This window comes from Flavobacterium sp. FG19 (assembly GCF_057809475.1).
The window spans coordinates 13,490-38,246 of record NZ_JBMDKA010000003.1; the positions used below are offsets into that span (position 1 = coordinate 13,490).

At 36.6% G+C, this 24,757-nt stretch carries 22 protein-coding genes; 13 read left to right on the plus strand and 9 right to left on the minus strand.

The genetic code is table 11. From position 1 onward, the window contains the following. The first annotated feature begins 117 nt into the window (after positions 1-117). From ACODST_RS03680 to ACODST_RS03710, 7 genes are all read left to right on the plus strand, one after another. Positions 118-2,187, plus strand: a complete 2,070-nt coding sequence (locus tag ACODST_RS03680; protein ID WP_488930766.1) for a CotH kinase family protein — start codon at positions 118-120, stop codon at positions 2,185-2,187. Between the two features lie 191 nt (positions 2,188-2,378). Next, positions 2,379-3,278, plus strand: coding sequence for a MerR family transcriptional regulator (locus ACODST_RS03685; RefSeq protein ID WP_488930767.1), 900 nt, complete (start codon positions 2,379-2,381; stop codon positions 3,276-3,278). A 37-nt stretch (positions 3,279-3,315) separates the two neighbouring features. Then, positions 3,316-4,782, plus strand: a complete 1,467-nt coding sequence (locus ACODST_RS03690) for a phytoene desaturase family protein (protein WP_488930768.1) — start codon at positions 3,316-3,318, stop codon at positions 4,780-4,782. Positions 4,783-4,785: 3 nt separating this feature from the next. Then, positions 4,786-5,625, plus strand: coding sequence for a phytoene/squalene synthase family protein (locus tag ACODST_RS03695; protein WP_488930769.1), 840 nt, complete (start codon positions 4,786-4,788; stop codon positions 5,623-5,625). 283 nt (positions 5,626-5,908) lie between these two features. Then, positions 5,909-6,349 carry a sterol desaturase family protein gene (locus ACODST_RS03700; protein WP_488930770.1) on the plus strand — a complete coding sequence of 147 codons (441 nt, stop codon included), beginning with the start codon at positions 5,909-5,911 and terminating at the stop codon, positions 6,347-6,349. Positions 6,350-6,502: 153 nt separating this feature from the next. Beyond that, on the plus strand, positions 6,503-7,012 hold the full coding sequence (locus ACODST_RS03705; protein ID WP_488930771.1) for an SRPBCC family protein: 510 nt from the start codon (positions 6,503-6,505) through the stop codon (positions 7,010-7,012). A gap of 217 nt (positions 7,013-7,229) precedes the next feature. Next, the gene (locus ACODST_RS03710; protein ID WP_488930772.1) at positions 7,230-8,525 is read left to right on the plus strand and encodes a cryptochrome/photolyase family protein; all 1,296 of its coding nucleotides are present in this window, start codon (positions 7,230-7,232) and stop codon (positions 8,523-8,525) included. A gap of 282 nt (positions 8,526-8,807) precedes the next feature. On the opposite strand, the gene ACODST_RS03715 is transcribed toward ACODST_RS03710, so the two are convergent. Together ACODST_RS03715 and ACODST_RS03720 are read right to left on the minus strand one after the other, a co-directional pair. Continuing rightward, complete coding sequence (locus ACODST_RS03715) at positions 8,808-10,112, minus strand: ABC1 kinase family protein (protein WP_488930773.1); 1,305 nt, start codon at positions 10,110-10,112, stop codon at positions 8,808-8,810. Then, positions 10,112-10,771, minus strand: coding sequence for a TetR family transcriptional regulator C-terminal domain-containing protein (locus tag ACODST_RS03720; protein WP_488930774.1), 660 nt, complete (start codon positions 10,769-10,771; stop codon positions 10,112-10,114). The genes ACODST_RS03715 and ACODST_RS03720 overlap by 1 nt, the downstream gene beginning before the upstream one ends. A gap of 98 nt (positions 10,772-10,869) precedes the next feature. Here ACODST_RS03720 and ACODST_RS03725 point away from each other — a divergent pair, with 98 nt between their 5' ends. After that, complete coding sequence (locus tag ACODST_RS03725; protein ID WP_488930775.1) at positions 10,870-11,781, plus strand: TIGR01777 family oxidoreductase; 912 nt, start codon at positions 10,870-10,872, stop codon at positions 11,779-11,781. 3 nt (positions 11,782-11,784) lie between these two features. Here the strand turns inward: ACODST_RS03725 and ACODST_RS03730 are convergent, their stop codons facing one another. The 4 genes from ACODST_RS03730 to ACODST_RS03745 all read right to left on the minus strand — a co-directional run bounded on the left by ACODST_RS03730 (position 11,785) and on the right by ACODST_RS03745 (position 14,985). Continuing rightward, positions 11,785-12,354, minus strand: a complete 570-nt coding sequence (locus ACODST_RS03730) for a YceI family protein (RefSeq protein WP_488930776.1) — start codon at positions 12,352-12,354, stop codon at positions 11,785-11,787. A 236-nt stretch (positions 12,355-12,590) separates the two neighbouring features. After that, positions 12,591-12,986: a VOC family protein gene (locus ACODST_RS03735; protein WP_488930777.1), complete on the minus strand. Its 396-nt coding sequence runs from the start codon at positions 12,984-12,986 to the stop codon at positions 12,591-12,593. A 43-nt stretch (positions 12,987-13,029) separates the two neighbouring features. Next, positions 13,030-13,578, minus strand: coding sequence for an acyl-CoA thioesterase (locus tag ACODST_RS03740; RefSeq protein ID WP_488930778.1), 549 nt, complete (start codon positions 13,576-13,578; stop codon positions 13,030-13,032). Positions 13,579-13,608: 30 nt separating this feature from the next. After that, positions 13,609-14,985 (minus strand): DNA recombination protein RmuC, encoded by a 1,377-nt coding sequence (locus ACODST_RS03745; RefSeq protein ID WP_488930779.1) that lies wholly within the window; start codon positions 14,983-14,985, stop codon positions 13,609-13,611. A 195-nt stretch (positions 14,986-15,180) separates the two neighbouring features. On the opposite strand from ACODST_RS03745, the gene ACODST_RS03750 reads away from it, so the two are divergent. The 3 genes from ACODST_RS03750 (at position 15,181) to ACODST_RS03760 (ending at position 18,511) form a co-directional block, all read left to right on the plus strand. Next, entirely contained in the window at positions 15,181-16,038 is an 858-nt protein-coding gene (locus tag ACODST_RS03750) for a protease complex subunit PrcB family protein (protein WP_488930780.1), read from the plus strand. A 200-nt stretch (positions 16,039-16,238) separates the two neighbouring features. Continuing rightward, positions 16,239-16,754, plus strand: a complete 516-nt coding sequence (locus ACODST_RS03755) for an RNA polymerase sigma factor (protein WP_488931081.1) — start codon at positions 16,239-16,241, stop codon at positions 16,752-16,754. After that, a complete protein-coding gene (locus ACODST_RS03760; RefSeq protein WP_488930781.1) occupies positions 16,751-18,511 on the plus strand; it encodes a hypothetical protein in 1,761 nt (586 codons plus the stop codon). The genes ACODST_RS03755 and ACODST_RS03760 overlap by 4 nt, the downstream gene beginning before the upstream one ends. Positions 18,512-18,693: 182 nt before the next feature. On the opposite strand, the gene ACODST_RS03765 is transcribed toward ACODST_RS03760, so the two are convergent. From ACODST_RS03765 to ACODST_RS03775, 3 genes are all read right to left on the minus strand, one after another. Then, on the minus strand, positions 18,694-22,107 hold the full coding sequence (locus tag ACODST_RS03765; RefSeq protein ID WP_488930782.1) for a choice-of-anchor J domain-containing protein: 3,414 nt from the start codon (positions 22,105-22,107) through the stop codon (positions 18,694-18,696). Between the two features lie 317 nt (positions 22,108-22,424). Continuing rightward, complete coding sequence (locus ACODST_RS03770) at positions 22,425-23,177, minus strand: SDR family NAD(P)-dependent oxidoreductase (protein WP_488930783.1); 753 nt, start codon at positions 23,175-23,177, stop codon at positions 22,425-22,427. Positions 23,178-23,321: 144 nt separating this feature from the next. Next, a complete protein-coding gene (locus ACODST_RS03775) occupies positions 23,322-23,696 on the minus strand; it encodes a hypothetical protein (RefSeq protein ID WP_488930784.1) in 375 nt (124 codons plus the stop codon). Between the two features lie 152 nt (positions 23,697-23,848). Between ACODST_RS03775 and ACODST_RS03780 the strand changes: the two genes are divergently transcribed. Together ACODST_RS03780 and ACODST_RS03785 are read left to right on the plus strand one after the other, a co-directional pair. Continuing rightward, complete coding sequence (locus tag ACODST_RS03780; RefSeq protein WP_488930785.1) at positions 23,849-24,064, plus strand: hypothetical protein; 216 nt, start codon at positions 23,849-23,851, stop codon at positions 24,062-24,064. Positions 24,065-24,114: 50 nt separating this feature from the next. After that, a complete protein-coding gene (locus tag ACODST_RS03785) occupies positions 24,115-24,750 on the plus strand; it encodes a pseudouridine synthase (RefSeq protein WP_488930786.1) in 636 nt (211 codons plus the stop codon). Positions 24,751-24,757 lie beyond the last annotated feature (7 nt).

Genomic DNA, 24,757 nt, shown 5'->3' on the forward strand with positions numbered 1-24,757 from the left:
AACAATCTGCAAAACAATCCGTTTGCAGATTGTTTTTTATAGTTTTTTCGTAAAAAAAGAATCCTGGTATTTTAATCATGCAGTTATTGTTACATTTGTTACAAAACTAACCTAACCATGATAAAACACTATTTTTCAAAAACTTACATTACCAAAATCGCTTTTATCTTAGTGATTTTTCTTTTTTCTTCAAAAGTAAAATCACAGACTTTTACAGATAGTAACCTTCCAATTGTTATTATTAATACCGACATTGATCCTGTTACCCAGCAGCCGGCTGAAATTCCGGACGATCCAAAAGTACTGGCCACAATGAAAATTATTAAAAGACCGGACGGAAGCAGAAACTACCTTACAGATCGTGATACCGAAGCCTATCTGAATTATAACGGCCGTATTGGCATCGAAATCAGAGGGTCAACCTCGCAGTCCCTTCCTAAAAAACCGTATGGTCTTACCACTTTAAAAGCCAACAATACCAGTAATAATAATGTGAGCCTGCTGGGAATGCCCACTGAAAACGACTGGATTTTAAATTCGCTGGCTTTTGATCCTTCCTGCATCCGGGATTATATTTCCTACAATGTATCGCGTCAGATTGGCGATTATGCCTCAAGAACCGTTTACTGCGAAGTAGTGATTAACGACGTTTATCAGGGATTATACATTTTACAGGAAAAAATCAAATCGAATGTTAACCGGGTGAATGTTGTTAAAATGGGGGATACGGATAATACACTACCCAATGTCAGCGGCGGCTACATTACAAAAGCCGATAAAACTACCGGAGGGGATCCTGTTGCCTGGACGATGCCTTCTTATGCCGGCATGGTCGAGTTTATTCATGAACTGCCAAAACCGGAAAACGTTACCACACAACAAAATGATTATATCAAAAGTCAGTTCCAAAACCTGGCGGTTAAAGCCAGTACACAAAATAGCGATCTGGCTTCCGGTTATTCCACGGTTATAGATGTACCTTCCTTTGTAGATTATATGATTCTGGCAGAACTTGCCTCAAATGTCGACAGTTATCAATTCAGTACTTTTTTTCATAAAGATAAAGAAGGAAAACTGCGTGCCGGTCCTATATGGGATTTTAACCTGACCTACGGAAATGATTTGTTCATGTGGGGACTCGACAGAAGCAAATATGATATCTGGCAGTTTGCTAATGGCGACAACGAAGGTGCAAAATTCTGGCGTGATCTTTTTTCAGAACCGGTTTTTAAATGTTATATTTCTAAACGCTGGAACGAACTTACACAAACGGGACAGCCTATGAATTACAACAGCCTTACTCAGTTTATCGACGAAACAACAGCTTACATCAACGAAGCCAGAATAAGAGAAAACGAAAAATGGGGAACTATCCCTAATTATGCACTTGAAATTGCCAATCTAAAGACTTTTTTGCTCAACAGAATCAACTGGATAACTTCGCAGTTAGGAAATTTCAGCAGCTGCAGCAACATCGAACTTCCTTCGCTGGTGATTACAAAAATTAATTACAATCCGGGCGTTTCTGCCACATTTCCTGTTAGCAATGACCTCGAATTTATTGAAATAAAAAATACCGGAAATACTGCCGTTAACCTAACCGGAGTTTATCTAAAAGAACTGGGGCTTTCCTATCAGTTCCCGGCAAATGCCACAATTGCGTCCAATCAGGGAATTTATATTGTAAGTAATAAAACCGCTTTTGAATCTAAATACGGTCTAACCGCCTACGGGCAGTTTTCCCGCAATCTGCTGAATACCTCACAAAAACTGGTTCTCGCAGATGGGTTTGGCAACACAATTGATTCTGTTGAATACACCAATACCGCTCCGTGGCCCAATGCCGATGGCAATGGCAGTTACCTGCAGTTAACCAGTACAGATCTTGACAATGCTTTGGCATCAAGCTGGACGGCTGCTTCAGATGCCCATTTATCCGTATCCGGGAATACTGAACTCCAAAATCTGGTATTGTATCCTAATCCTGTAACCACAACCCTGACTATTCAGTCCGGACAGCCTGTTTTAAATTACAAAATATATGATGCTTCAGGTCATTTACTATACGAATCCAGCCCTAATTCAACTCTTATAAAAAAAGACCTCAGCCTTTATCCAAAAGGAATTTATTTTATCTCTCTTTCTAATGAAAAAGGAAACAGCAGTCAAAAAATTATCAAACAATAAGACACCTCAAAAGAGCATCTTTTGTTAAATACATTATGAAGCTGAAATAAAGAATTTATTATTTAGAGTCAGTCTGTCTCTTAATAAATAAATCAGTAACCTACTACAAACTCCCCTAAAACCATCATTTTTACTAAGTTTTAGGGGATTTTTAAGATTTTATTTTATTTTTGTTTACTTAATCGTATAAAATGGTAAACAATATAAAAACTGTTTTCAGTATAAAAGATCTTGAAAATTTATCTGGCATTAAAGCACACACGATTCGTATCTGGGAAAAAAGATATAACATTCTGGAACCTATGCGTACTGATACCAATATCAGGCTTTATAACCTGCAAAACTTACAGAAACTTTTAAACATTACTTTACTACATGAATATGGTTATAAGATTTCTAAAATAGCAACCTATCCGGACGAAAAAATTCCGCAGCTGGTTCGTGAAATTATATCCAAGAAAAACTCCCAGAACTACGCCATCACCTCTTTTAAAATGGCGATGATGAATTTTGACCAGGAATTGTTTTTCAATACCTTCGACTGGCTGATCTCTGAAAAAACATTCAAAGAAGTTTTTAAAGAGCATTTTTTACCGTTGTTAAAAGAATTAGGTTTACTCTGGCAGTCTGAAACCATAACTCCGGCAAATGAACATTTCATGAGCCATTTGATCAAACAAAAAATCTTAATTTATACCGAAAGCCTTCAAATCCAGAAACCAACCAAAACAGACCGGATTTTTGTACTTTCTCTGCCATTAAATGAAATTCATCAGATTGGCCTTCTCTACCTGCAGTATGAAATTTTGTCCAAAGGATATAAAACCATTTATCTGGGAGAAAGCATGCCTATAGAAAACCTGCAGGATTTAACCAAACATTTTGAAAACATCACGTTTATATCGTTTATGACCATACAGCCGGACCGCAGTGTTATTAACCAGTATGTAAAATCTATGGGACAAAAACTGCTTCAGAAAAACAACGAAGTATGGCTTATGGGGAAAATGGTAGAACATATAGACCGAAAAGTTTTACCTGAAAGAATCCGCATTTTCGATTCGATGGAAGAAACAATGGAAACCATTTAATTATTTTGTTTAAAGTTTTTGTATATTTGTTAAACAAATGACAAAAACTATCATCATAATAGGATCAGGCTTTTCTTCGTTAGCCGCCTCTTGTTACCTGGCAAAACAAGGGCACGAGGTAATTATTTATGAAAAAAATCCAACCATTGGAGGCCGCGCCCGGCAATTCAAAAAAAACGGCTTTACCTTCGACATGGGACCAAGCTGGTACTGGATGCCCGATGTTTTCGAACGCTTTTTTCAGGATTTCGATAAAAAACCTTCTGATTACTATCAACTGGTAAAACTCAATCCTGCTTACAGGGTTTATTTTGGCATCAATGATTTTATCAGCATTTTCGACAATCTTGCAGCGATCAAATCTACTTTTGAAGAAATTGAAAAAGGAAGCAGTCAAAAGCTCGAAACCTTTATCAATAAAGCCAAAAGCAATTACGATATTGCGATAAAAGATCTGGTTTACCGCCCCGGAGTTTCGCCGCTGGAACTGGTTACAAAAGAAACGGCTCTAAAACTTAATCAGTTTTTAGGAAATGTGAGTGCCGATATTCGTAAGAAATTCAAAAACAAAAAACTAATTCAGATTCTGGAATTTCCGGTTTTATTTCTCGGAGCAAAACCCACCAAAACACCTTCGTTTTACAATTTTATGAATTATGCCGATTTTGGTCTTGGAACCTGGCATCCTAAAACGGGAATGTTTGATGTTATTCGCGGAATCGAAAAATTAGCTTTAGAACTTGGTGTGACCATCAAAACCAATTCCCCAATCGAAAAAATACCCGTTGAAAACAAAACCGCCGCTGGTATTGTAATTAACGGTGAGACTATAAAAGCGGATATTATTTTAAGCGGAGCCGATTATCAGCATACCGAAACTTTATTAGAAAAAGAACACCGTGTTTATTCTGATGCTTATTGGGAAAGCCGGATTTTTGCTCCTTCTTCACTTCTGTTTTTTATTGGTTTCAATAAAAAAATAGAGAACATTTCGCATCACGCCTTATTTTTCGATACCGATTTTGATCAGCATGCTATTGATATTTATGATCATCCCAAATGGCCGGAAGAACCGTTGTTTTATGCCAACTTTCCTTCTAAAACAGATGTAAGCGCTGCTCCGGAAGGAATGGAAACCGGATTTTTCCTAATTCCGCTTGCACCCGGAATTGAAGATAATGAGAAACTGCGTGAAGAATATTTCGAAAAGATAATTACCCGTTTTGAAAAGCTTACCCAGCAGGAAATCAGAAATAACATTATCTTTAAGGAATCCTTCTGCAAAAATGATTTTGTAAAAGATTACAATGCTTACAAAGGAAATGCCTACGGTATGGCCAATACCTTATTGCAAACAGCTTTTCTGCGACCGAAACTAAAAAGCAAAAAAGTTCGTAATTTATATTTTACGGGGCAGTTAACCGTTCCCGGTCCGGGTGTTCCACCTGCTTTAATTTCAGGAAAACTAGCCGCTGAATTAATTCAAAAATCTTTAAGATCTTAAAAAATGAAATCACTATTCGACGCCGTATCTTTCAAATGCAGTAAGCTGGTTACCCAAAACTACAGCTCGTCTTTTTCGATTGCCGTAAAAATGCTGTCACCAGATATTCGTGATGCCATTTACAGCATTTACGGATTTGTCCGTTTTGCTGATGAAATTGTAGATTCATTTCATAACTATGAAAAGGAATATCTGATCGACGATTTTGAAAAAGAATATTACAAAGCAATGGAACTGGGCATCAGCCTGAATCCTATTTTAAATTCCTTTCAGCATACGGTAAAAGAATATAATATCACCGACGATTTGGTTCAGGCATTCTTAAAAAGTATGAAACTCGATCTGATTAAATCAACATACAGCACCCAAACCGAATATGCCGACTATATTTACGGTTCGGCCGATGTTGTGGGCTTAATGTGCCTCAAAGTTTTCGTCGCCGGAAAAGAACACAAGTACGAGCAGTTAAAAGACGAAGCGATGCGTTTAGGATCGGCTTTTCAAAAAGTCAATTTTTTACGGGATTTAAAAGATGACAGCACCATTTTAAACCGGGCCTATTTTCCGGGAATCAACCTCAGCAATTTCAATGAAGATTCGAAAGAGCAGATCATCAAAGAAATTGAAGAAGATTTCAGAATTGCTTATCAGGGAATTGTAAAATTACCAATCGAAGCCAAATTTGGAGTTTATACCGCTTATGTTTATTATAAAAAACTGCTCAAAAAGCTAAAAAACACACCGTCTCATGAAATTGGAAATTCCAGAATTCGCGTTTCTAATTATACCAAAGCGGGGCTTTTAGCGCAGTCTTTTGTGACTTATAAGCTGAAGCTGGTTTAACAATTCATTCGTTTTGTTATTCCAATCCAGCCAACAGTTTCACCGCGATACAGCCAACAGTTTGTCATTTCGACGAAGGAGAAATCTCCGTAAGCAGCTCGACAAAGATTGGATTCTCGTTGCGGAGTTTCTCGCGGAGATTTCTCCTTCGTCGAAATGACAAAAAATGAGAGAATCAATAATAAAACTGATAAATAAAAAATCTTTTAGAGTTAATCTTTTATTATCTAAAACAAAACTCAAAAGAAATAAAATCATAATTTTAATTTACAACATTTATAAAATGATTTCTTTTTTAATCTTTATAGGCGTTTTTCTGTTTATGGAATGTGTTACCTGGCTTACTCACAAATATGTAATGCACGGTTTTATGTGGTATTTTCATGCTGACCATCATCAGCCGAGATACGAACATACTTTTGAACGCAACGATATTTTCTTTGTCATTTTTGCCATTCCAAGTATTCTCTTGTTTTATTTTGGAGTAGAGGGCGGATTCAATTATTTGTTTTTTATTGCCTGCGGTGTTACCCTTTACGGAGCCTGCTATTTTTTAATTCATGATGTTCTGATCCATCAGCGTTTTAAATGGTTTAAAAACACCAAAAACAAATACCTCATCGGACTCAGAAAAGCGCATAAAATACACCATAAACACCTTGGAAAAGAAAAAGGAGAATGTTTCGGAATGTTGTTTGTACCCTTTAAGTATTATAAAATGTAAAATATTTTGGGCGTTCTCCGCCGCGGCGGATCGGGCTTTCCGTTCCCGCTTTTTTATGTCTGGCAGAAAAAGCCAGCCACAAAAAGAGCTCCACTGCAATCCCTAACGCTCACGTGTTTTTAAGAAGCATTTGTAACAATTGAAAGTAATAAGATGAAATTATACAAAATAGCAACCGTTCAATATGTAAATGCCAGCGTTGAAGACTGCTGGGATTTTTTTTCCAGTCCCAAAAACCTGCAGACAATCACGCTTGACAATATGAATTTCACCATTAAGGATTTTGACGACAGGCGAATGTATCACGGACAAATCATAACTTATACTTTGAGACCGCTTTTAGGAATCAAAATTTCCTGGGTTACTGAAATCACTGCCTGTAAGGAAAATGAATACTTTGTAGACATTCAGCGTTTTGGTCCTTACAAATTATGGCATCACAAACACTTTTTTGAACGAACTCCGGACGGCAGAACCAAAATGACAGATATTGTTCATTATGCGCTTCCTTTGGGAATTCTTGGACGTTTAATGAATAAAATAATCGTTCGAAATAAACTGAAGCGTATTTTTGATTTCAGATACAACAAAATCGAAGAATTATTCAATTCCAAATCACAGCCCAAGATTATTCAAATTAATACGGAACAAAAAAGCATATAAATTTAAACACATAGAAACATAGTTTTCATTGCGCATAAAAAGGCGTTTCACTTGTATAAAAACATCCCGATAGCTATCGGGACTATGTGTTAGAAACTAGTTTCTTTCCATATTCTTTTACAAGAAAAAAATAAAATCTATGTTTCTATGTGTTTAAAAAACAGATTAAAAAATCATTTAAAATCCTTTAATCTGTGGCAAAACATTAAACCACACAATGACAAAACAAAAAGTTTCCTTTTTCTGGTTTAGGCGTGATTTACGTTTAGAAGACAATACCGGATTATTCCACGCTTTACAATCCGATTTTCCGGTAATTCCTTTATTTATTTTTGATGATGATATTCTGGAACATCTTCCAAAAAATGACGCCAGAGTTAGTTTTATTTACGATTCACTTCAAAAAATAAATACCGAATTAAACACTTTCGGATCATCTCTTTTAATCAAAAAAGGAAAAACGACAGCGGTCTGGAAATCGCTTTTGGAAGAATTCGATATTCAAAATGTATTCTTCAATAAAGATTACGAACCGTTTGCTATCAAACGTGACACTGCCATTTCTTCCCTTTTAAAAGAAAACAAAATCGAAGTTTTCTGTTTTAAAGATCATGTTATTTTCGAAGAAAAAGAAATCACAAAAGCCGACGGGCTTCCGTACACCGTGTATACGCCATATAAAAATAAATGGCTTGAAAAGTATCTTTTTTCAGGTTCAGCTCCGGAATATGATTCGGGGTCGCTGGTTTCAAGCTTTGCAAAAAATCAATTTAAATTTCCTGATTTAGCCGAAATTGGTTTTGAAAGAAGTGCTATAAAAGTCCTTCCTCACAACTTAACCCAAATTGCCCATTATAAAGAAACTCGCGATTTTCCTGCTTTAGACAGCACATCTTATCTTTCGCCGCATTTACGTTTTGGAACTGTGAGTATTCGCAAACTGGTAAACTGGGCCAACCGAAAAAACCAGACTTTTTTAAGTGAACTCATCTGGAGAGAATTTTTTATTCAGATTCTGTTTAGTTTCCCAAATTGTGTCAATCATAATTTCAAATCGGCTTACGACGGCATTCAATGGCGTAATAATGAAGAAGATTTTAAACGCTGGTGCGAAGGAAATACTGGTTATCCAATGGTTGATGCGGGAATGCGCCAGCTTAACGAAACCGGTTATATGCACAATCGTGTTCGTATGGTTGTCGCAAGCTTTCTCTGCAAACATTTATTAATTAACTGGCAGTGGGGTGAAGCTTATTTTGCCGAAAAACTTCTGGATTTTGAATTGGCTTCCAACGTAGGCAACTGGCAATGGGCAGCAGGAACAGGCTGCGACGCTGCACCGTATTTCAGGGTTTTTAACCCTGACATCCAGCAAAAGAAATTCGACGAAAAAGGCGAATACATCCGCAAATGGATTCCGGAATTTGATTTTGGTTACGCAGAACCAATGGTTGATCACGCTTTTGCAAGAGATCGCGCGATTGCGACTTATAAAGCGGGGATAATTAAGTAAAATTCCAATTTTTTTTAAATTCCAAATTCCAATTATTACCAAAATATTTAAGTAAAATTCCAATTCTTTAAATTCCAAATTCCAATTATACGCAATCTTGCCATCCTGACGGAGGAAGTATCACACAAGAAATTCCGTGCAGTATGTCGTTAATCTTTGTAGAGCTACGTGTGTGATCTTTCCTTCGTCGAGATGACAAACTGGATGAAAAAAAAACTTTGTCAAAGTTTTGAACTTTGACAAAGGTCTACATTATAAGATTGGAATTTGGAATTTCCCAACTTAGTATTTCAAATAATTCTCCACCACAATTTTCGCTTTCAGATCGAACATTAAATTATAAAGTCCGAAGAAAGTGCGGTTCATGTAGATAAAGTGTTTAGAGCCGCGATTTCCGTTCATTTTTTTTAGATTGGTGTCTTCAGAGAAACGTTTTCCTAATTCGGCGATAGCGTTAAAGAAAGTTTCATCGGCGAAATCGAAAGTTTCATTTTGAAAAGGCTTCGTAAAAAGAGACAGCAATTCATGAAACATTTCGGTAAAATACTCCACTTCCGCAGGCGTATCGTCCGGGCGAAGGATTTCTAATTCGAATAATTTTTTATTAAACAACGCTTCATCGGTAATCACATTTTTGTTGATTAACTCAAAATACGGCGTATAAAAATCTTCCGGAATCTGCTTCATACAGCCAAAATCCAATGCTATCAATTGATTCTGATCGTCAACCAAAAAATTTCCGGGATGCGGATCGGCGTGTACTTTTCGCAGCACATGAATTTGGTACATATAAAAATCCCAAAGTGCCTGCCCTATTGTATCACCAATTTCCTGATTGGTATTTTGAGCCGTGAATTCAGAAAGATGAATTCCCGTCATCCAGTCCATTGTGATGATTTTCTCTGACGAAAACTCCGGATAATAATTCGGAAAAGTAATGTTTTCAATTTTACTGCAGGCATCCACTACTTCCTGACTTTGTTTTAATTCAAGAAGATAATTCGTTTCTTCAATCAGTTTATCTTCAACTTCCTTAAAGTATTTATCAGAATCTTTTCCCTGCAGATTAAACATTCTAATGGCAATGGGTTTCACCAAAGCTAAATCCGAAGAAATACTATTGGCAACTCCCGGATATTGAATTTTAACCGCCAGTTTTTTATCATCTTTCTTAGCCAGATGCACCTGACCAATACTCGCAGCATTTACTGAATTAGGGTTGAATTCATCAAAAATTTCGTAAGGCGTTTTGCCAAAATTACTTTTAAAGGTTTTTAAAACTAAAGGTGCCGAAAGCGGCGGAACGGAAAACTGCGATAAGGAGAATTTCTCCACATAAGCCTGAGGCAGGAAATTCTTGTCCATGCTTAACATCTGAGCTACTTTAAGCGCACTTCCTTTTAAGCTTTTTAGTCCGTCGTAAATATCTTCGGCATTGTTTTCGTTTAGTTTATCGCGGGTCAAATCCGGGTTTACTACTTTTTCAGCATAATGCTTAATATAATTGACTCCGATTTTCGCTCCGGTCTGAACCAGTTTTCCGGCTCTTTCTATTTTTGAGGTTGGAATATAATCGATTGTTTTCATTATCTGCTGTGTATTTTTTCTTTAAACAGAAATTTTCCAAAATCTATTAAATGGTTCATTGGCGCTACATTCATTAGTTCAAATGAGGCATTAACTGACTTTTCGATAAAAATATCGGTCTTTTCAAATGCAGCCGATTCGTCTTCCATCCAGAATTTAATTGTCAGCATTAATTGCAGCCAGGCTGATTCCTGAATGGTCTTTTCCTGAAACTTTTGAAATTTTTCCTGTTCCAGTCTGTAATCATCAGTCAGGATTTCTGAAACATAATTTTTAAAGCTTTCGCGAAGTGTCGTGAGCTGTACTAAATTTTTAAGCGGATTTCGATCTATTTTAAGCGTCTGCAGCACATAACTTCTGTTAGCTGTCAGAATTTCGAAGAACGTAAAATAGAAACTCAGCATTTTGTTTTTCATATCATACTGCTGATATTCTTCGTTCTTGTGAAGTAAACTGACTGTATTCTCAAAAAACAGTCGGAATATTTCTTTTTCTAAACCTTCTAATGTCCCAAAAAAGGAATAAAACTCAGCTTCTGTAAAATCATTTTCTTTAGTGAAATGATACACTGATTTGGGTTTCTGGCCATTTTCTAAAACGTGATCCATGTATAGTGAAACGATATCATCTTTGGTAATTGTCTTTTTTTTAGTCGCCATTTTATTAAAATTTAGAATTTGCCATAAAGGTAAACATTGTTTAAGTACCTTTACTAATCCTTAAACAATACAGACTGTTAAATATATTATAAACTATTATGGCTCAAAATGTTCTACTAACAGGCGGAAGCGGCTTCATAGGAAGTTACTTAACCCCTATTTTAACTGGGGCCGGCTATACAGTATCTGTTTTAAGCCGTGGTCAGAAAGAAAATACAGAAACGGTAACCTATTACCGATGGGATCCTGATAAAAATTATATTGACGAAAGTGCTGTTCTTAATGCTGATTTTATTATTCACCTGGCAGGCGAAGGAATAGTAGAAAAACGATGGACTTCTAAAAGAAAAAAAGCCATACTGGACAGCCGGGTAAAACCTGTTGAATTAATTTTTTCTGTATTGAAAAAAAACAACAAAAAACTAAATGCTTTTATATCGGCCTCGGGAATAGGGTATTATGGTGCTGTAACCAGTCATAAAATATGCACAGAAGAAACTCCTCCGGCAGACGACTTTTTGGGCACAACCTGTGTACAATGGGAAAATGCGGCTGATACGATTGAAGCACTGGGAATCAGAACCGTTAAAATCAGAACCGGAATTGTTTTAGGAAGAAATCAAGGATTCATGAAAAAAGTAAGCCCTAATTTTAAATCGGGCTTTGGTGCTGTTTTAGGAAGCGGAAAACAATATTTACCCTGGATCCACATTGAAGATTTATGCCAGATTTACTGCAAATCTGTATCAGACAGCCAAATGTATGGTCCGTACAATGCCTCAGTAACAGATAATACTACCAATTCAAGATTCTCCAGATTACTTGCCTCATTATATGGCTATACAATATGGCTGCCTAAAATTCCTTCTTTCCTTCTAAAAATTATTTTAGGAGAAATGAGTGAAGCAGTTCTAAAAGGACAAAGGGCATCATCAGAAAAGATCCAGAAAACCGGCTTTGAATTTCAGTTTACTGATTTAGAAAAAGCCCTTATCAGCTGTATTCACTAGTCCTTACTTTAAAGTTGCATACATCGTTCTCTCATTTTGTACCACTCCAAATAAGTAAGTATTGGCTGTTTTTGAAATTTTACTGGCAACTGTGCCCGGAATGGCAATATTAAAATCCGCAACCGAAATAGGATAGTTACACGAAATTTGTATGCCTTCAGAAACTCTCTTTATCAGGGCTTTCATTTCAATCATCTTTGATTTTCCGTGAAGATATAGTTTTCCTTTTACCGTATATTCTTTTTCAGAATCATCAATATCTTTCAGGTCAAATTTTTCGATCTTACCTTTAAAAACTGATTTTGGATAACGATGGCTTTCAATATAATTATCGTTAAAATGTTCCTGCATCAGATCCATTTTAAAACGAAAATCTTTGATAATTACCGTACAGATTAGTGTACTGGTGGCAGGTTCAAGAACAATGGTTCCAAGCTTATTTACCGCTTTTATTTCTTCAAAAAAAGGAACTGAAGCTTCAAAATTTACAATTGCCGTACTGGTTTTAAATTTATCCTGGGCTAATAGCGAAAATGCGGTAAAAAGTAAAATAAGTAATGTAGTTCTTTTCATAATCGTCAGCAATTAAACAATTATGTCATTCTATTTTCATTTTGAGAAGAAAAAATACTGGACTGTAAAAAATAGAACGGCAGTACTCCGTGAAATAATTCCGTAACCGAATTGGTTATTACTAAAGTTACGAAATTTCTTCACACAGAGTTTCTGAATTAATGCTAAATATTTGTGAATATTTCGGAGATAAAACACTTAATTAGTGAGTATTAAAAAGGCAGCCTGGCGCGCTTTTATCCGTGTACCGGCGTACAGATTTCCAGTAAAAATCCGTCTGTATCCCTTACATATGCCACAACCTGTCCCCATGGTTTTTTCTTAGGTTCGGCTACCAAAACGGCTCCAAAAGAAGTTGCTTTTTGCACCAAATCGCCCACATCTTCTGTTACAAAGGCTAATTCGATCGCAAAAGGCTTGTCTTCTAAACTGCTTTCCAGAAAACCATCTTCCAGATTTTGGGCTCCCAGCTTTTTAGAAGCAAACGAAAGAGTGGTTTCGCCGGTATTCAGTTCTCCGTAATCATTATCCGGACTTATAAATTTCCTTTCAAAACCAAACGCATTTTCATAAAATTCAATTGATTTCTGAACGTCATCAACGTACAAAATTGTATATCCAAACTTTACCATAGTATCTTAAATTTAAAAGTGTATAAAATAAAGATAGGAAAATTTAGCTGATTTCCAGCAGGACGTTGTATTTATCTAAGCTTGCCAGATCTTCAATAGAACTGACATTGGCAATTTTTTCGTGTTCTTCTACTTCTTTCCTCACTTCGATATGTTTAACAGCCTTTCTAAAACGACGGACTTCTTCCAGATTAGATAAAATAAGCCCGGGAACCTGAACACTTTTTCCGTCTTTATCTTTGGCAACCATTGTAAAATAGGAAGAATTACAATGTTTAATAACTCCGGTCTGGATATTTTCTGCTTCGACCCTGATACCTACGATCATGGAACTGCGTCCTACATAATTTACGGATGCTTTCATGGTCACTAATTCGCCTACTTCAATTGGTTTTAAAAAGTTTACTGTATCAACAGAAGCCGTTACGCAGTAATTACCGCTAAATTTGGATGCCGATGCAAAGGCAATCTGATCCAGCAGCTGCAAAATGTACCCTCCGTGAATTTTACCGCTGAAGTTGGTATGCGACGGAAGCATTAATTCTGAAATACTAATTTTTGATGAGGAAACGGGTTTGTAATCTGCAGTCATGTTTTTTGTTTTTGGAAATTGGGTATGTATTTAATTCAATAATTCATTTTCATTAGTATCTAAACCAGCTCTGTTGATGATATTTTCAGGAAGCGATTTTTTGGCCTTGGCTCCCATTTTCTTTAATCTTTCAACACTGGTAATGAGGTTTCCTTTACCATATACCAGTTTATTCATGGCATTTTCATATTCTGTTTTGGTGTCTTTAATTTTATTGCCTATCCGCAGTAAATCAGTTACAAAACCTTCAAATTTATCATATAATGCTCCGGCCTGCCGTGCAATTTCAAAAGCATTTTCCTGCTGTTTTTGATTCGCCCACATACTGTCGATTGTTCTTAAAGTCGCCAGTAAGGTACTTGGAGTTACAATAACAATATTCCGGTCGAAGGCTTTGGTGTATAAAGCAGGATCTTCATTTAAGGCAATAGCAAAAGCGGGTTCGATGGGAATAAAAAGCAGGACAAAATCAGGGCTTTCCATTCGGTACAAATCGTGATAGTTTTTATTCCCCAGCTGTTCTACATGTCTTTTTATAGATAAAACATGTTCTTTCAAAAATTCAGTTTTTATTATATCCGATTCTTCGTTTACCCACTTTTCATAGGCCACAAGTGAAACCTTAGAATCGACGACCATCTTTTTACCGTCGGGCAGATTGATCACTACATCGGGCATTACACGGTTTCCTTCGGCATTTATAAAACTCTGTTGTACTTCGTATTCACGGCCTTTTTCCAGTCCTGATTTTTCGAGAACACGCTCTAAAACCAATTCGCCCCAGTTACCCTGCATCTTGCTGTCTCCTTTTAGTGCTTTGGTCAGGTTCAGGGTTTCTTTGCTCATTTGGGCATTCATTTCGCTTAAACCAATAATCTGCTGTCGAAGTGCCGCATGATAATCAATACTTTCCTTATGGGTCTGATCTACTTTTTGTTCAAAAACATGAATTTTATCCTGAAGCGGCAGCAGGATATTTTTCATATTTTCGCTGTTCTGCTCAGTAAATTTTGCCGATTTTTCTTCGAGAATTTTATTGGCCAGATTTTCAAACTCTTTGGTAAACTTAGTTTGAAGTTCGTTTATTTCACTTTTCTGTTCTTTATGGCGTTCCCATAAATTTTCAAAATCAACTTCTTTTTTAGAAAGCTGAATAGCCAGACTGTCTTTTTCTGTCCTGATAATTTCCTTTTCAGAATTAGTGAGCTGGAGTTGTTTCTGAAAATGAATACGTTCATTTTCAAATTGTTCTTTCTGCTGCTGAAGCTGTGCAGAGCCAGCACGAAGTCTTTCTTCCAGTCCCACTTTTTCGGACTGAAATCTGGCCGAAAACAACAGTCTGCCAAGGTAAATACCCAGAAACAAGGCAATAACAAAAGCCAGTAAATACGGGAGGAAATCAAACATAACTAAGTTTTTATTAAGTAAAAATACGCATTAATACGTAGTTCTGTGTTTTTAAATCAAATTTTCACGAATTAGTACTGATTCTAAATTAAACAAACATTTTTCTTTCACGCCTGTTTCACAAAAAAATATTTTGGCACGCAACCATTTAAAAAAAGCAGCATCTACATGATATAACCTATTTAAAATTCTATCATGAAAAAATTAATGTTGAGCTTGTTTATAGCTTTTGGATTTAGTGCCTGTTCTCTTAGTAATGACGATCTTAATGTTGACTGCGGAAGTAATGCTGATTTAGCTTTCAGCGGTTTTCCTCTTTTATGTAATTATAGTGTAAAAACGCTGCCAAACACTCCAAGTGCCCTGATCATAACATCGCAGGAAAAAATGGATGCTTATTTTACCAAACATGCCAATACCTGTGAAGTAGCAAGCGATCCTGTAATCGATTTTTCAAAATATTACATGGTGGCGCTTTTTGCGGGAGTAAAACCTACAAGCGGTTATGCTATAAAAATCACTTCTATTGTAGAAAATAACTGTGAAATTATCGTCAGCTTTTATGAAAAAGCGCCTCTTGCCGGAGAAAATATTACACAGGCTCCAACGTATCCTACTGATTTTATTCTGATCCCGAAAACATCTAAAACGATCCTTTTCAACAGAACAAATCAAAGTCCTGATACAATGATTATTGGAGGTTTCGGAAGTACTAACAATTTCTTCCAGATCAATGATTACAATATTTTGAAATTTTTAGGGGTTATTACAGATAAATACAATTTTGAACAGTACAAATACAACGCAGTAACCAAAAACAGCGAATATACTTTATTCCTGAAACGAGTTCCAACTGAAATTACGGCGTTAAAAGGTCAGACTAAAACCTATGGTACTCCGGATTCTGAAGACCAGGGCGGTGTTTATTTTGAATGGCGTCAGGGAATCAGTGTCACTAAGATTTACATCGACAATAATGATACGGATGACCAGAGCTCTGAAGTAAAAGCTTTCAAAATGGCTATTAAAGAAAAAATCAACAGCTTAAAATAACCCGGATAAAAAAGGAACCTGTTTGCCCTGAAAAGGAGTAAAAAAAGAAACAAGTCCTTTATAATCAAAAAACTAAAAAAACAAAAACTAGTTCTTATCAGCCGCAAAAATCATTTTGTAAGCTTTTAAGAACTATTTTTGCAAAACCAAAAGTAACCCATTTTTTGAAAGACGATTTAGAAAAATATATTAAGCTGTGCATGAAAAATGACAGGGAGGGACAACTGAAAATTTATCAGTTGTTTTCTCCTGTTTTGTATGGTATCTGCTTAAAATATATGAAAAATGAAGATGACGCCAAAGATGTATTCCAGGAAGCATTTGTCATTGTTTTTCAAAAAATAAGCCAGTATAAATTTGAAGGAAGTTTTGAAGGCTGGATGAAACGCATTTTCATAAATAAACTTATCGAGACTCTGAATAAGAAGAAAAAAGAAAGTTTCTTTCTGGATGTATTTGATCCCGATACTGATTTTGTTGAAGAAGAAGAACTGGACAGCATCCCGATCGAGCAGGAAAAACTGTTAGAATACATACGGGATTTACCTGATCAGTACCGAACGGTTTTTAACCTGTATGTTTTTGAAAAGATGAAACATAAAGAAATAGCCGAACTGCTCAAAATCTCCGAAGGTACTTCAAAATCAAATTTAAACCGTGCCAAGCACATTTTGCAAAAAAAAATACTGAGTATAAAAAATTTTAAGACAGCATGAAGAAGCAAAAAATAGAAGATATTTTTTCATCAATGGAAGACTTTTCCAGTGTTCCGCCTCCTGAATTGTGGGGTCAGATTGAAGAAAAACTGGACCAGCCTAAAAAGAAGAAGAGGGCAATTCTTTGGTGGTCTGCGGCTGCATGCTTATTATTGGGCTTACTGCTCCCTTCTGTCCTTCACTTTAATTCTGATGCTGAAATAAAACCTGCATCAGGAAACAGCAATGTTGTACTTGACCAAAAAAATGAATTACCAAATTTAGACACCAATAAAAATAGATCCGATAAAGAAAATATTCTCAAAGAACAATCCGCAGGCGAAAGCAGAGTTTCATCATCAGAAAAAACGGCAAATCAATCACACGGCAGTTCGTTAAATCAAGCGGAAGAAACAGTATCGCTGTCTCCTTCCGGATCTAAAAACAAAACTAACGTCCTGCCTGTTTCTAAAGCAATAAAAGAAAACAACAATGCAGTTGTTGAAAAATCATTCCGTCCGGCCAGGGAAAACCGCTTTAATCAGGGAATTCAAAATCCGTCTCTAAATGATAAAAACGGTATTTCGAAACAAAATGCTGTGGCTGAAAAGTCTTTTATTTCGACCAGAAGCAATGCATTCAATACCGTTTCGAAAAAACCTTCACAGGATCCTGAAAAGCGAAATGCAGACAAAGTACTGGCTGAAAAAACATTTAATGCCGGAAGAGAAAACAAATTCAATAATGGATCTAACTCTGTTTTGTCAAATTCTATTTTTGAAAACAAACCCGCTTCGAAAAACACCAATCCAAATGCGATTGTGTATAATGACCTGAGCCCTTCTTTAAACGGAAAGCCCAATACTGTCAATTCAAATAAAGAAAGACAAAGTATTTTAAAAACTGAGCCGGGCAGCAATACTATTGCCGCTGTGCAAAAACAAAATGCAGTACATAATACTACCTCAGAGACTCTTTCTGCCTTAACTAAAAAAGATTCGGCTGAACTGGCTGAACTTCAAAATCTTGAAAAAGGCATTGCCGGCACAGAGGAGAAAAAGAAAAAAGAGGATAAACTGCTTTCAAAAGGAGAAAAATGGGCTTTGCAGTTATTTGCAGGTGTAGCCAATTCTGAAAATTACGGCAACAATAAAACTTTAGGAAACACCAACGATTCTAAACAGAGTAATTCCTATGGTGTAAAAACACAATATAAAATCAATAAAAAATGGGCCGTGGCTTCGGGCTTTAAAATTAACGAACTTGGGCAGAGTGTATCGAATGTTTCTTATATGAATGTGAGAAACACGGCACTTTTTGCTTCCAGCGATTATCTTGTAAAAAATTCAACTGTTCCTCAACTGGCGAGCAGCCCTAACTATGTTTTGGTTTCAAACAGTACAAAAGAAGTCATTCAGAGCAATAATATCGAAACGGGTAATTTAGACCAGAATTTACGATATATCGAAATGCCTTTGGAAGTTTCCTATTCTGTTTTCAGTAAAAATAAAACGAGCATTAATTTGAATACGGGAGGTTTTGTTGGAAAATTAATTTCAAACAGTATTGCCATCGACGGAAATTCTATTGGCGAAAATGTTAATGCCAACGATTATGTGTATGGCTCTACGCTTAGTAGTACTATACAATATCGTGTTTATAAGAAAACCAATGTTTTTGTGGAGCCTGCTGTAAATTATTATGTAAACCCGCTGAACAATCAGTCTTTTAATCAATTTCAATGGGGGCTGAATTTTGGTCTTAATGTCAATTTTTAAATAAAGAAAAGCACTTAGTCAAACGGCGGTAAAAGTTAAAAAACAACCATTAGAATATTTCTTATTTCCAGGCAGCAGCTGTAATATTTACCTGAAAATCCATATACTTTTATTATAAAAACAAAAGAGGCTGTCTCAAAATTTTGAGACAGCCCTTTTTTATGGAAGTTATCTATCGGGTATTATTTCTTAAGAACTTTTCCTTTAAAAACAACTTTATTATTTTCTGAAACGGTATAAATATAAACTCCCGGATGTAAATCGCGAACTGACATTACAGTAGTACTTAATTCCTGACTGCTTGTAATTTCAACAGGCTTTCCTAAAGCGCGTCCGTTTACATCATAAAGTCTCAATTTAAGATTTTTAGTATCGTTTGTTTTCAGGCTCAGGTTTAAGACATCAAAAGCCGGATTTGGATAAGCAGAAACATAGAATCCGTTCCGGGCTCCAAAATCAGGTGTAGACAAAACATCTGCTTTCAGTTCAAAACGGGCAATTACCGGTCCGTGATCTGAAGTTGTTGTGGTATAATTAGTAATATCGTTACGAGGATCATAAACCGCGATTGAGTTCGTAATATATTCATCGTTCAGTTCGTCTGAAATCATGATATGATCTAAAAAGCCTCCCGAACTCAAAAAGCTGTAGGCCCCTGCCTGGCTGATTCCTAAAGTAAGGGCATTATAACCATCTGTATCCGTCACAAAATTTTCATACGAAGAAGGAAGTCCTGCAATAACAGAGGCTTTTACATCATCATTATAATCCCCTAAAATAATCAAATTAGAATTAGCATAATGGGTATCTAGACTGTCTTTTAAAACTTCGGTATCGTATTTACGCATATTGTATCTTGAAACATCAGTTCCGCTGTTGGCACGGGCATGAAGGTCGATAAGATTAATTTCTTTTTTAACCCCGGCAATATCCGTTTCTATCGTAACCATATAAGGCAAACGTCCTGATGAGAAAAAACTGCTGCCGTTTCCGCCCGGATAATTGGCTAACGTTTTTGTTCCGGCACGAACCTCATCGTAGAATTCTTTAAACATAACACGGGTGTTTTTTACCGTAGTGGTTTGTGTATTATAAAGCACTACTAATTTTTGAGGAGGAAAATTAGGATCCGGTTCCTGAAAGGAATACGACCAGGAAGCAGAAATAGTTTTATCAAATGTTTTTCCGTTGATGTTAATTTTTTCAATTAAACTATCAATTGACGGATCGTCTGAGACTTCCTGAACTACATAGACATCTGCATTTAGTTTGTTCATTACTTTGGCCACATTTTCAATCTGGAGCGCATCATCTGTCGGACCAAATTCCACACCGTCAGTTCCTTTTACATCCGTACCGAAAAACTCCAGGTTATACGTTACCACATCAAAAGTATCTGCTTTTGGCCATGAAGAACCCGTAAGTGAACCGATCTGTTTGTTTAATGAAGTTCCGGTTACTGTTAAAACTCCTGAAATAGTTAATTCTTTAACTGTTGGGGCAAACCTTACGTATACCGTTTTGTTATTGGCCGCAGCTGTTGTTTCTATCAAAACACTTGACTGAAATGTCGTATCGTCCAGTGATAATTCGTAAGCTGCAGGAGCCGTGATGGTAATATCGCCGTAACCTTCAGCTTTAAAAACAAAAGACTGGCTGTCAGAAAAAGTATTGGCACTCACATCGCCAAAATCTAAAACAGGGTTTGAATTTACATAACCCGCTTCATCAGTAATGGCAATATCATCTACTGACCACTCTGCGGCAAAGTTGTTCCCTCCTGCCGTTGTTTCATAAACCCAGGCAACATACGTATTTGGCGATTTAAATCCGCTTAAATCAATATATTCTGATTTGGTATAGGTTCCGGTTACCGTTGGGAATTTCCCGTCAATTTCTGCCCAGGTGGCTGTTTCCGGATTACTTTTGCCGTCATAATCAGTGGAAACCATTAATTTTAAAGATGGTCCGGCATAAAATTTACGGGAGTAAAAAGACAATAAAGCAAACTGGTTAAAACTGTCCAGATGCAGTTTAGGCGAAATCAGCCAGTCTTTACTTGGTCCTGAATCCGAATATCCGTTCATTAAAACAGCTCCTGTACCTGAATTTACGTTTCTGGCAACTGCGGTATAAGTCCACTTATTATTGGTTCCTGCGGCATTGTATTGTGTCCAGCCGCTGTTCGACAAAACATTAGCATCATTAAATCCCTGTATATAAGGATTGATTCCTGTTCCGGTAAGGGTTACTGTTTTGGTTACTGCTCCGGTTGATTCATGGGTAATCTCTCCGGAAAATATATTTACAGCATCTGGTGTAAATTTTACATAAACCGTCTGAGCCGTATTGGAAACAAAGTCTCCAACAGAAAATGTTATCGACGATGTAAAGGCTGTATTGTCTTTTGACAGGCTAAAACCTGCCGAAGCAGTCAGGATTACATCATTAGTAAGATTGGATGCCTGAATCTGGTAATTTAAAACTTCTGAATCATAGCCGGATTCTGAAAATCCTAAATCTAAGGAAGTAACCGAGGCCGAAATAGCAGGAACCACTACACTTGAAGTCGTAACATCTACTTTACTAACAACTGCCTGAATGTTTCCATGCGGATCTTCTGCTATAGAAAAAACGGTATAAGCCGTATTCAGTTCCAGTCCTGTAAAACTTTTTACATATTCCTGAGAAGGATTGATGATATCCAAAAATCCGGACTGTAATGCAGCTGCACCTGAAGCACCCTGTCCGGCTTTGATCTGTGCCGCAGAAGGTTCGGGGCTTCCTCCTGGCAATAATACAAAATACGTTTTAGCAGCTTCGTCAGTTTTGGTAATAAAATCAAAACTATCTGATAAAATGTGGTCGGTTTTTGGATAACCGGTAATAGTGACCGGAGGCAGTACATCACTTCTGATATCGATATTATCAATAGCAAATGACGGACGGGAACCTGCTCCTGAAACCTGTCTGGAAATCCATCTTATCTGAACCACAGGCTGATTGTCGCATTCAGCCGGCAGCGTTACTTTTATAGTCTGTTCATTCTGCGGGGTTGTGACCGCTGTAGTCTGTTTTACATCGTTGTTACTGTAAACGGTAGAAGGTAAAGAAACAAACGACGCAGTAGTACCAACACGGTACTGTAAAACCATTTCGTTGATACGGGTATTTCCGGTTGTCGGAGGAATATCGTAAGGATTACGAATCGTCATCACATCGTATTGAACCTGTATGGCGCTTTGACCAGCTGCATTAAAAGCAAAACCAATAGTAAGGTCTAATGAACCGGTATTCAAAAAGCCTATTTTACCATCGTAATTATGAAAATTACCACTGGTAGTCGCTGCGGTACTACTGGCTGTCAAAGGCCTGTCTGCCGTTAATACCGCATTGGTATTAAAAACAGATCCCGGACTCGTACTGGCAGTCCAGCCCTGAAAACCTGAAGGATAATCTGTGATAGTCGGAGCAAAAGAAAAATCCTGTTGATAAGGTAAATTCTGAGGGGTCGGAAACGTCTGCGCCAAAAGGCTCACGGAATAAAAAAAACTAAAAATGGCTATTAAATGCCTTAGGGGGTAAATGTTTTTCATAAACGTATACATTAAAAATAGAGTTTTTAGAAATCAAACTTAGTTTCTTTAAAGTTAAAGGAATATTCTAAAACCATAAACTAATTGTAAGTTATTTTTTAGTTATGTATTTTTAAAAATCGGAATTTACACTTACAAAAACACAATTATTCAAACATAATGCGTTTTTACAGACGTTTTGTTCTTTTTGATTTCACACTGCCCTCTTTATTAATTAATAAGAAAAAACACCTTAATCGCTATATTTTTATTTTTTTTCATAAAAAAAGCTGTTCCGGACAGAACAGCTTTTTGTGCATTGTTATTTATTACAGTAACTAAACCGCTGTATATCCGCCATCGGCAATGATATAACTTCCGGTTGTAAATGAGGATTTTTCAGAGCTTAAAAAAGTGACCAGTTCTGCAATTTCTTCTGCTGTTCCTAAACGATTCATCGGCGCTTTTGCAGCCACTGCATTCATAGCATCTTTATTTAAATTATCTTTTAACAAAGCAGTTTCTATATAACCCGGCCCAACAGCATTGCAGCGGATATTTTTCTGAGCATATTCAGTCGCAATATTTTTTGTAAGTCCTACCACTCCATGTTTAGAGGCTGTATAAGCAGGACTTAACGGAGCTGCTACCTGTCCGTGAATAGAAGCAATATTTACGATACTCCCACCTCCGTTTTTTTCCATCTGTTCTAACTGGTAGCGGCAGGCATAAAAAACACCATTTAAGTTAAGTGCTATGACACGGTCCCATGCTTCAGGCTCATATTCCCCGGTTGGTTTGGCCGGACCTCCCATACCTGCGTTGTTACAGGCAATATCCAGTCGGCCGTATTTTGAAACCGTTACTTCAACCATATGTTTATTATCACTGGCACTTGACGAATCGCCTTTTACAAAAAAGGCTTCCCCGCCTTTTTCCTTTATAAGTTTTACGGTTTCTTCACCGTGTTCTGTATTGATATCCGAAAGTACAACTTTTGCTCCTTCACGGGCATACGCTTCTGCTACTGCACGTCCAATTCCTGAACCTGCTCCAGACACAAAAGCTACTTTATTTTCTAAAAGTGACATAGTATTACGATTTAAATTTGTAGCTGTAATTTACAAAGATATTAGCCGTCAGCCATAGAAAAATAAGGGTTTATCATAAAATTAAGACTTTATCACAATCAAATGTTATTTTACATTTAAGCAGCTCAAATCCAAAAAAAATGCTTATTCTTTTTCTTCATCCAGTTTCATATTCCCACGGTTTTCCTTATTGTCCGGATGTGAATCCGGATACCGATCAGGTGTTATATCCGAATTCCGGTCTTTATTCTCCACTGTCTTTTTAGCTTCCTCATCAGTAGTCACTCCCCTTCCTGCATTTGGATTATCAGGGTCTATCGTTTTTTTGACTTTGATGTCTTCGTTTACATTTCGTGCTCTTTCTACTATTTTGGTATTACCGCCAGCATCTGTCACAACCTCTTTTTTTAAATCAGTCGTATTTGATTTTTCGTCATGCGAAACATTTTTTGCTTTGGTTTTCTCTGTGTTTTTCTGTACTCCGTTTATCTTTTTAGAGCCTAAATTATTCGTTTCCATACTTTTATTATTTTCAGTTTCTCTATTAATATTACGAATTCTAAATTGTAAAAGAAAAAGGTTTAACACTACTTTGGGTTTGCGGACTTAAAAATATCTACTATTTTTCTTACCTTTATTCTGCTGTTTTTATAACTTAAACTCTATTTATTATGAACTTTTTTACCATCAAAACCAGCTGGTCCAATGCTGAATTTATTCTCATCAAACTTTGTATGGCTTCTGCTTATATTCTGGCCGGAAGTTACTTTCATGATTTTTTTGCCGATCATTACTTTATTTTAATTGCTGTTTTTATTATCACCGCAGTCTGGTTTGTATATCAATGGCTAAAAAAGATGAAATCCAGCACCGGTATCCCTTATTAAATGTTCGTTTTTTATTTTGTGAAAGAACTATCTTTGCAAAAAATTAAAAAATGCACAGACACTTCATTCTTTTTAAACCTTACGGCTATTTGAGCCAGTTTATTTATGAACTAAAAAGAAAGAAAAAACTTTTGGGCGAATTACATGATTTCCCTGAGGGAACTATGGCGATTGGGCGTTTAGACGAAGATTCTGAAGGTTTGCTTCTGCTGACCACTGATGGAAATATGAGCGAACTGGTTCGAAGCAAAAAAGTAGACAAAGAGTATTATGTTCAGGTCGATGGTGTAATTACTCCCGAAGCAATCGAACAATTGCAGAACGGAGTCGAAATAGGTCTTCATGGCGGTAAATATAAAACAAAACGCTGTAAAGCATTTATTGTTACTGAAATCCCGGATTTTGGTCTGCGTGCCAAAAAAATAAGAGATGAACGCCACGGTCCAACCTCCTGGGCTTCGATTACGGTAAGAGAAGGAAAATTTCGTCAGGTACGAAAAATGACTGCTGCAGTAGGTTTTCCTACTTTACGTCTGGTGCGGGTTCGGATAGGAAACGTATATTTGCAGCACTTAAAAGCCGGAGAAGTTCTTGAAGTACCCGATTTTAAATTAGATAATGAGCCCGTAGATAATTCCAAAAAAACCATAACTAATAACCCACAACCCTTAACTCATAACTCATAACTCATAA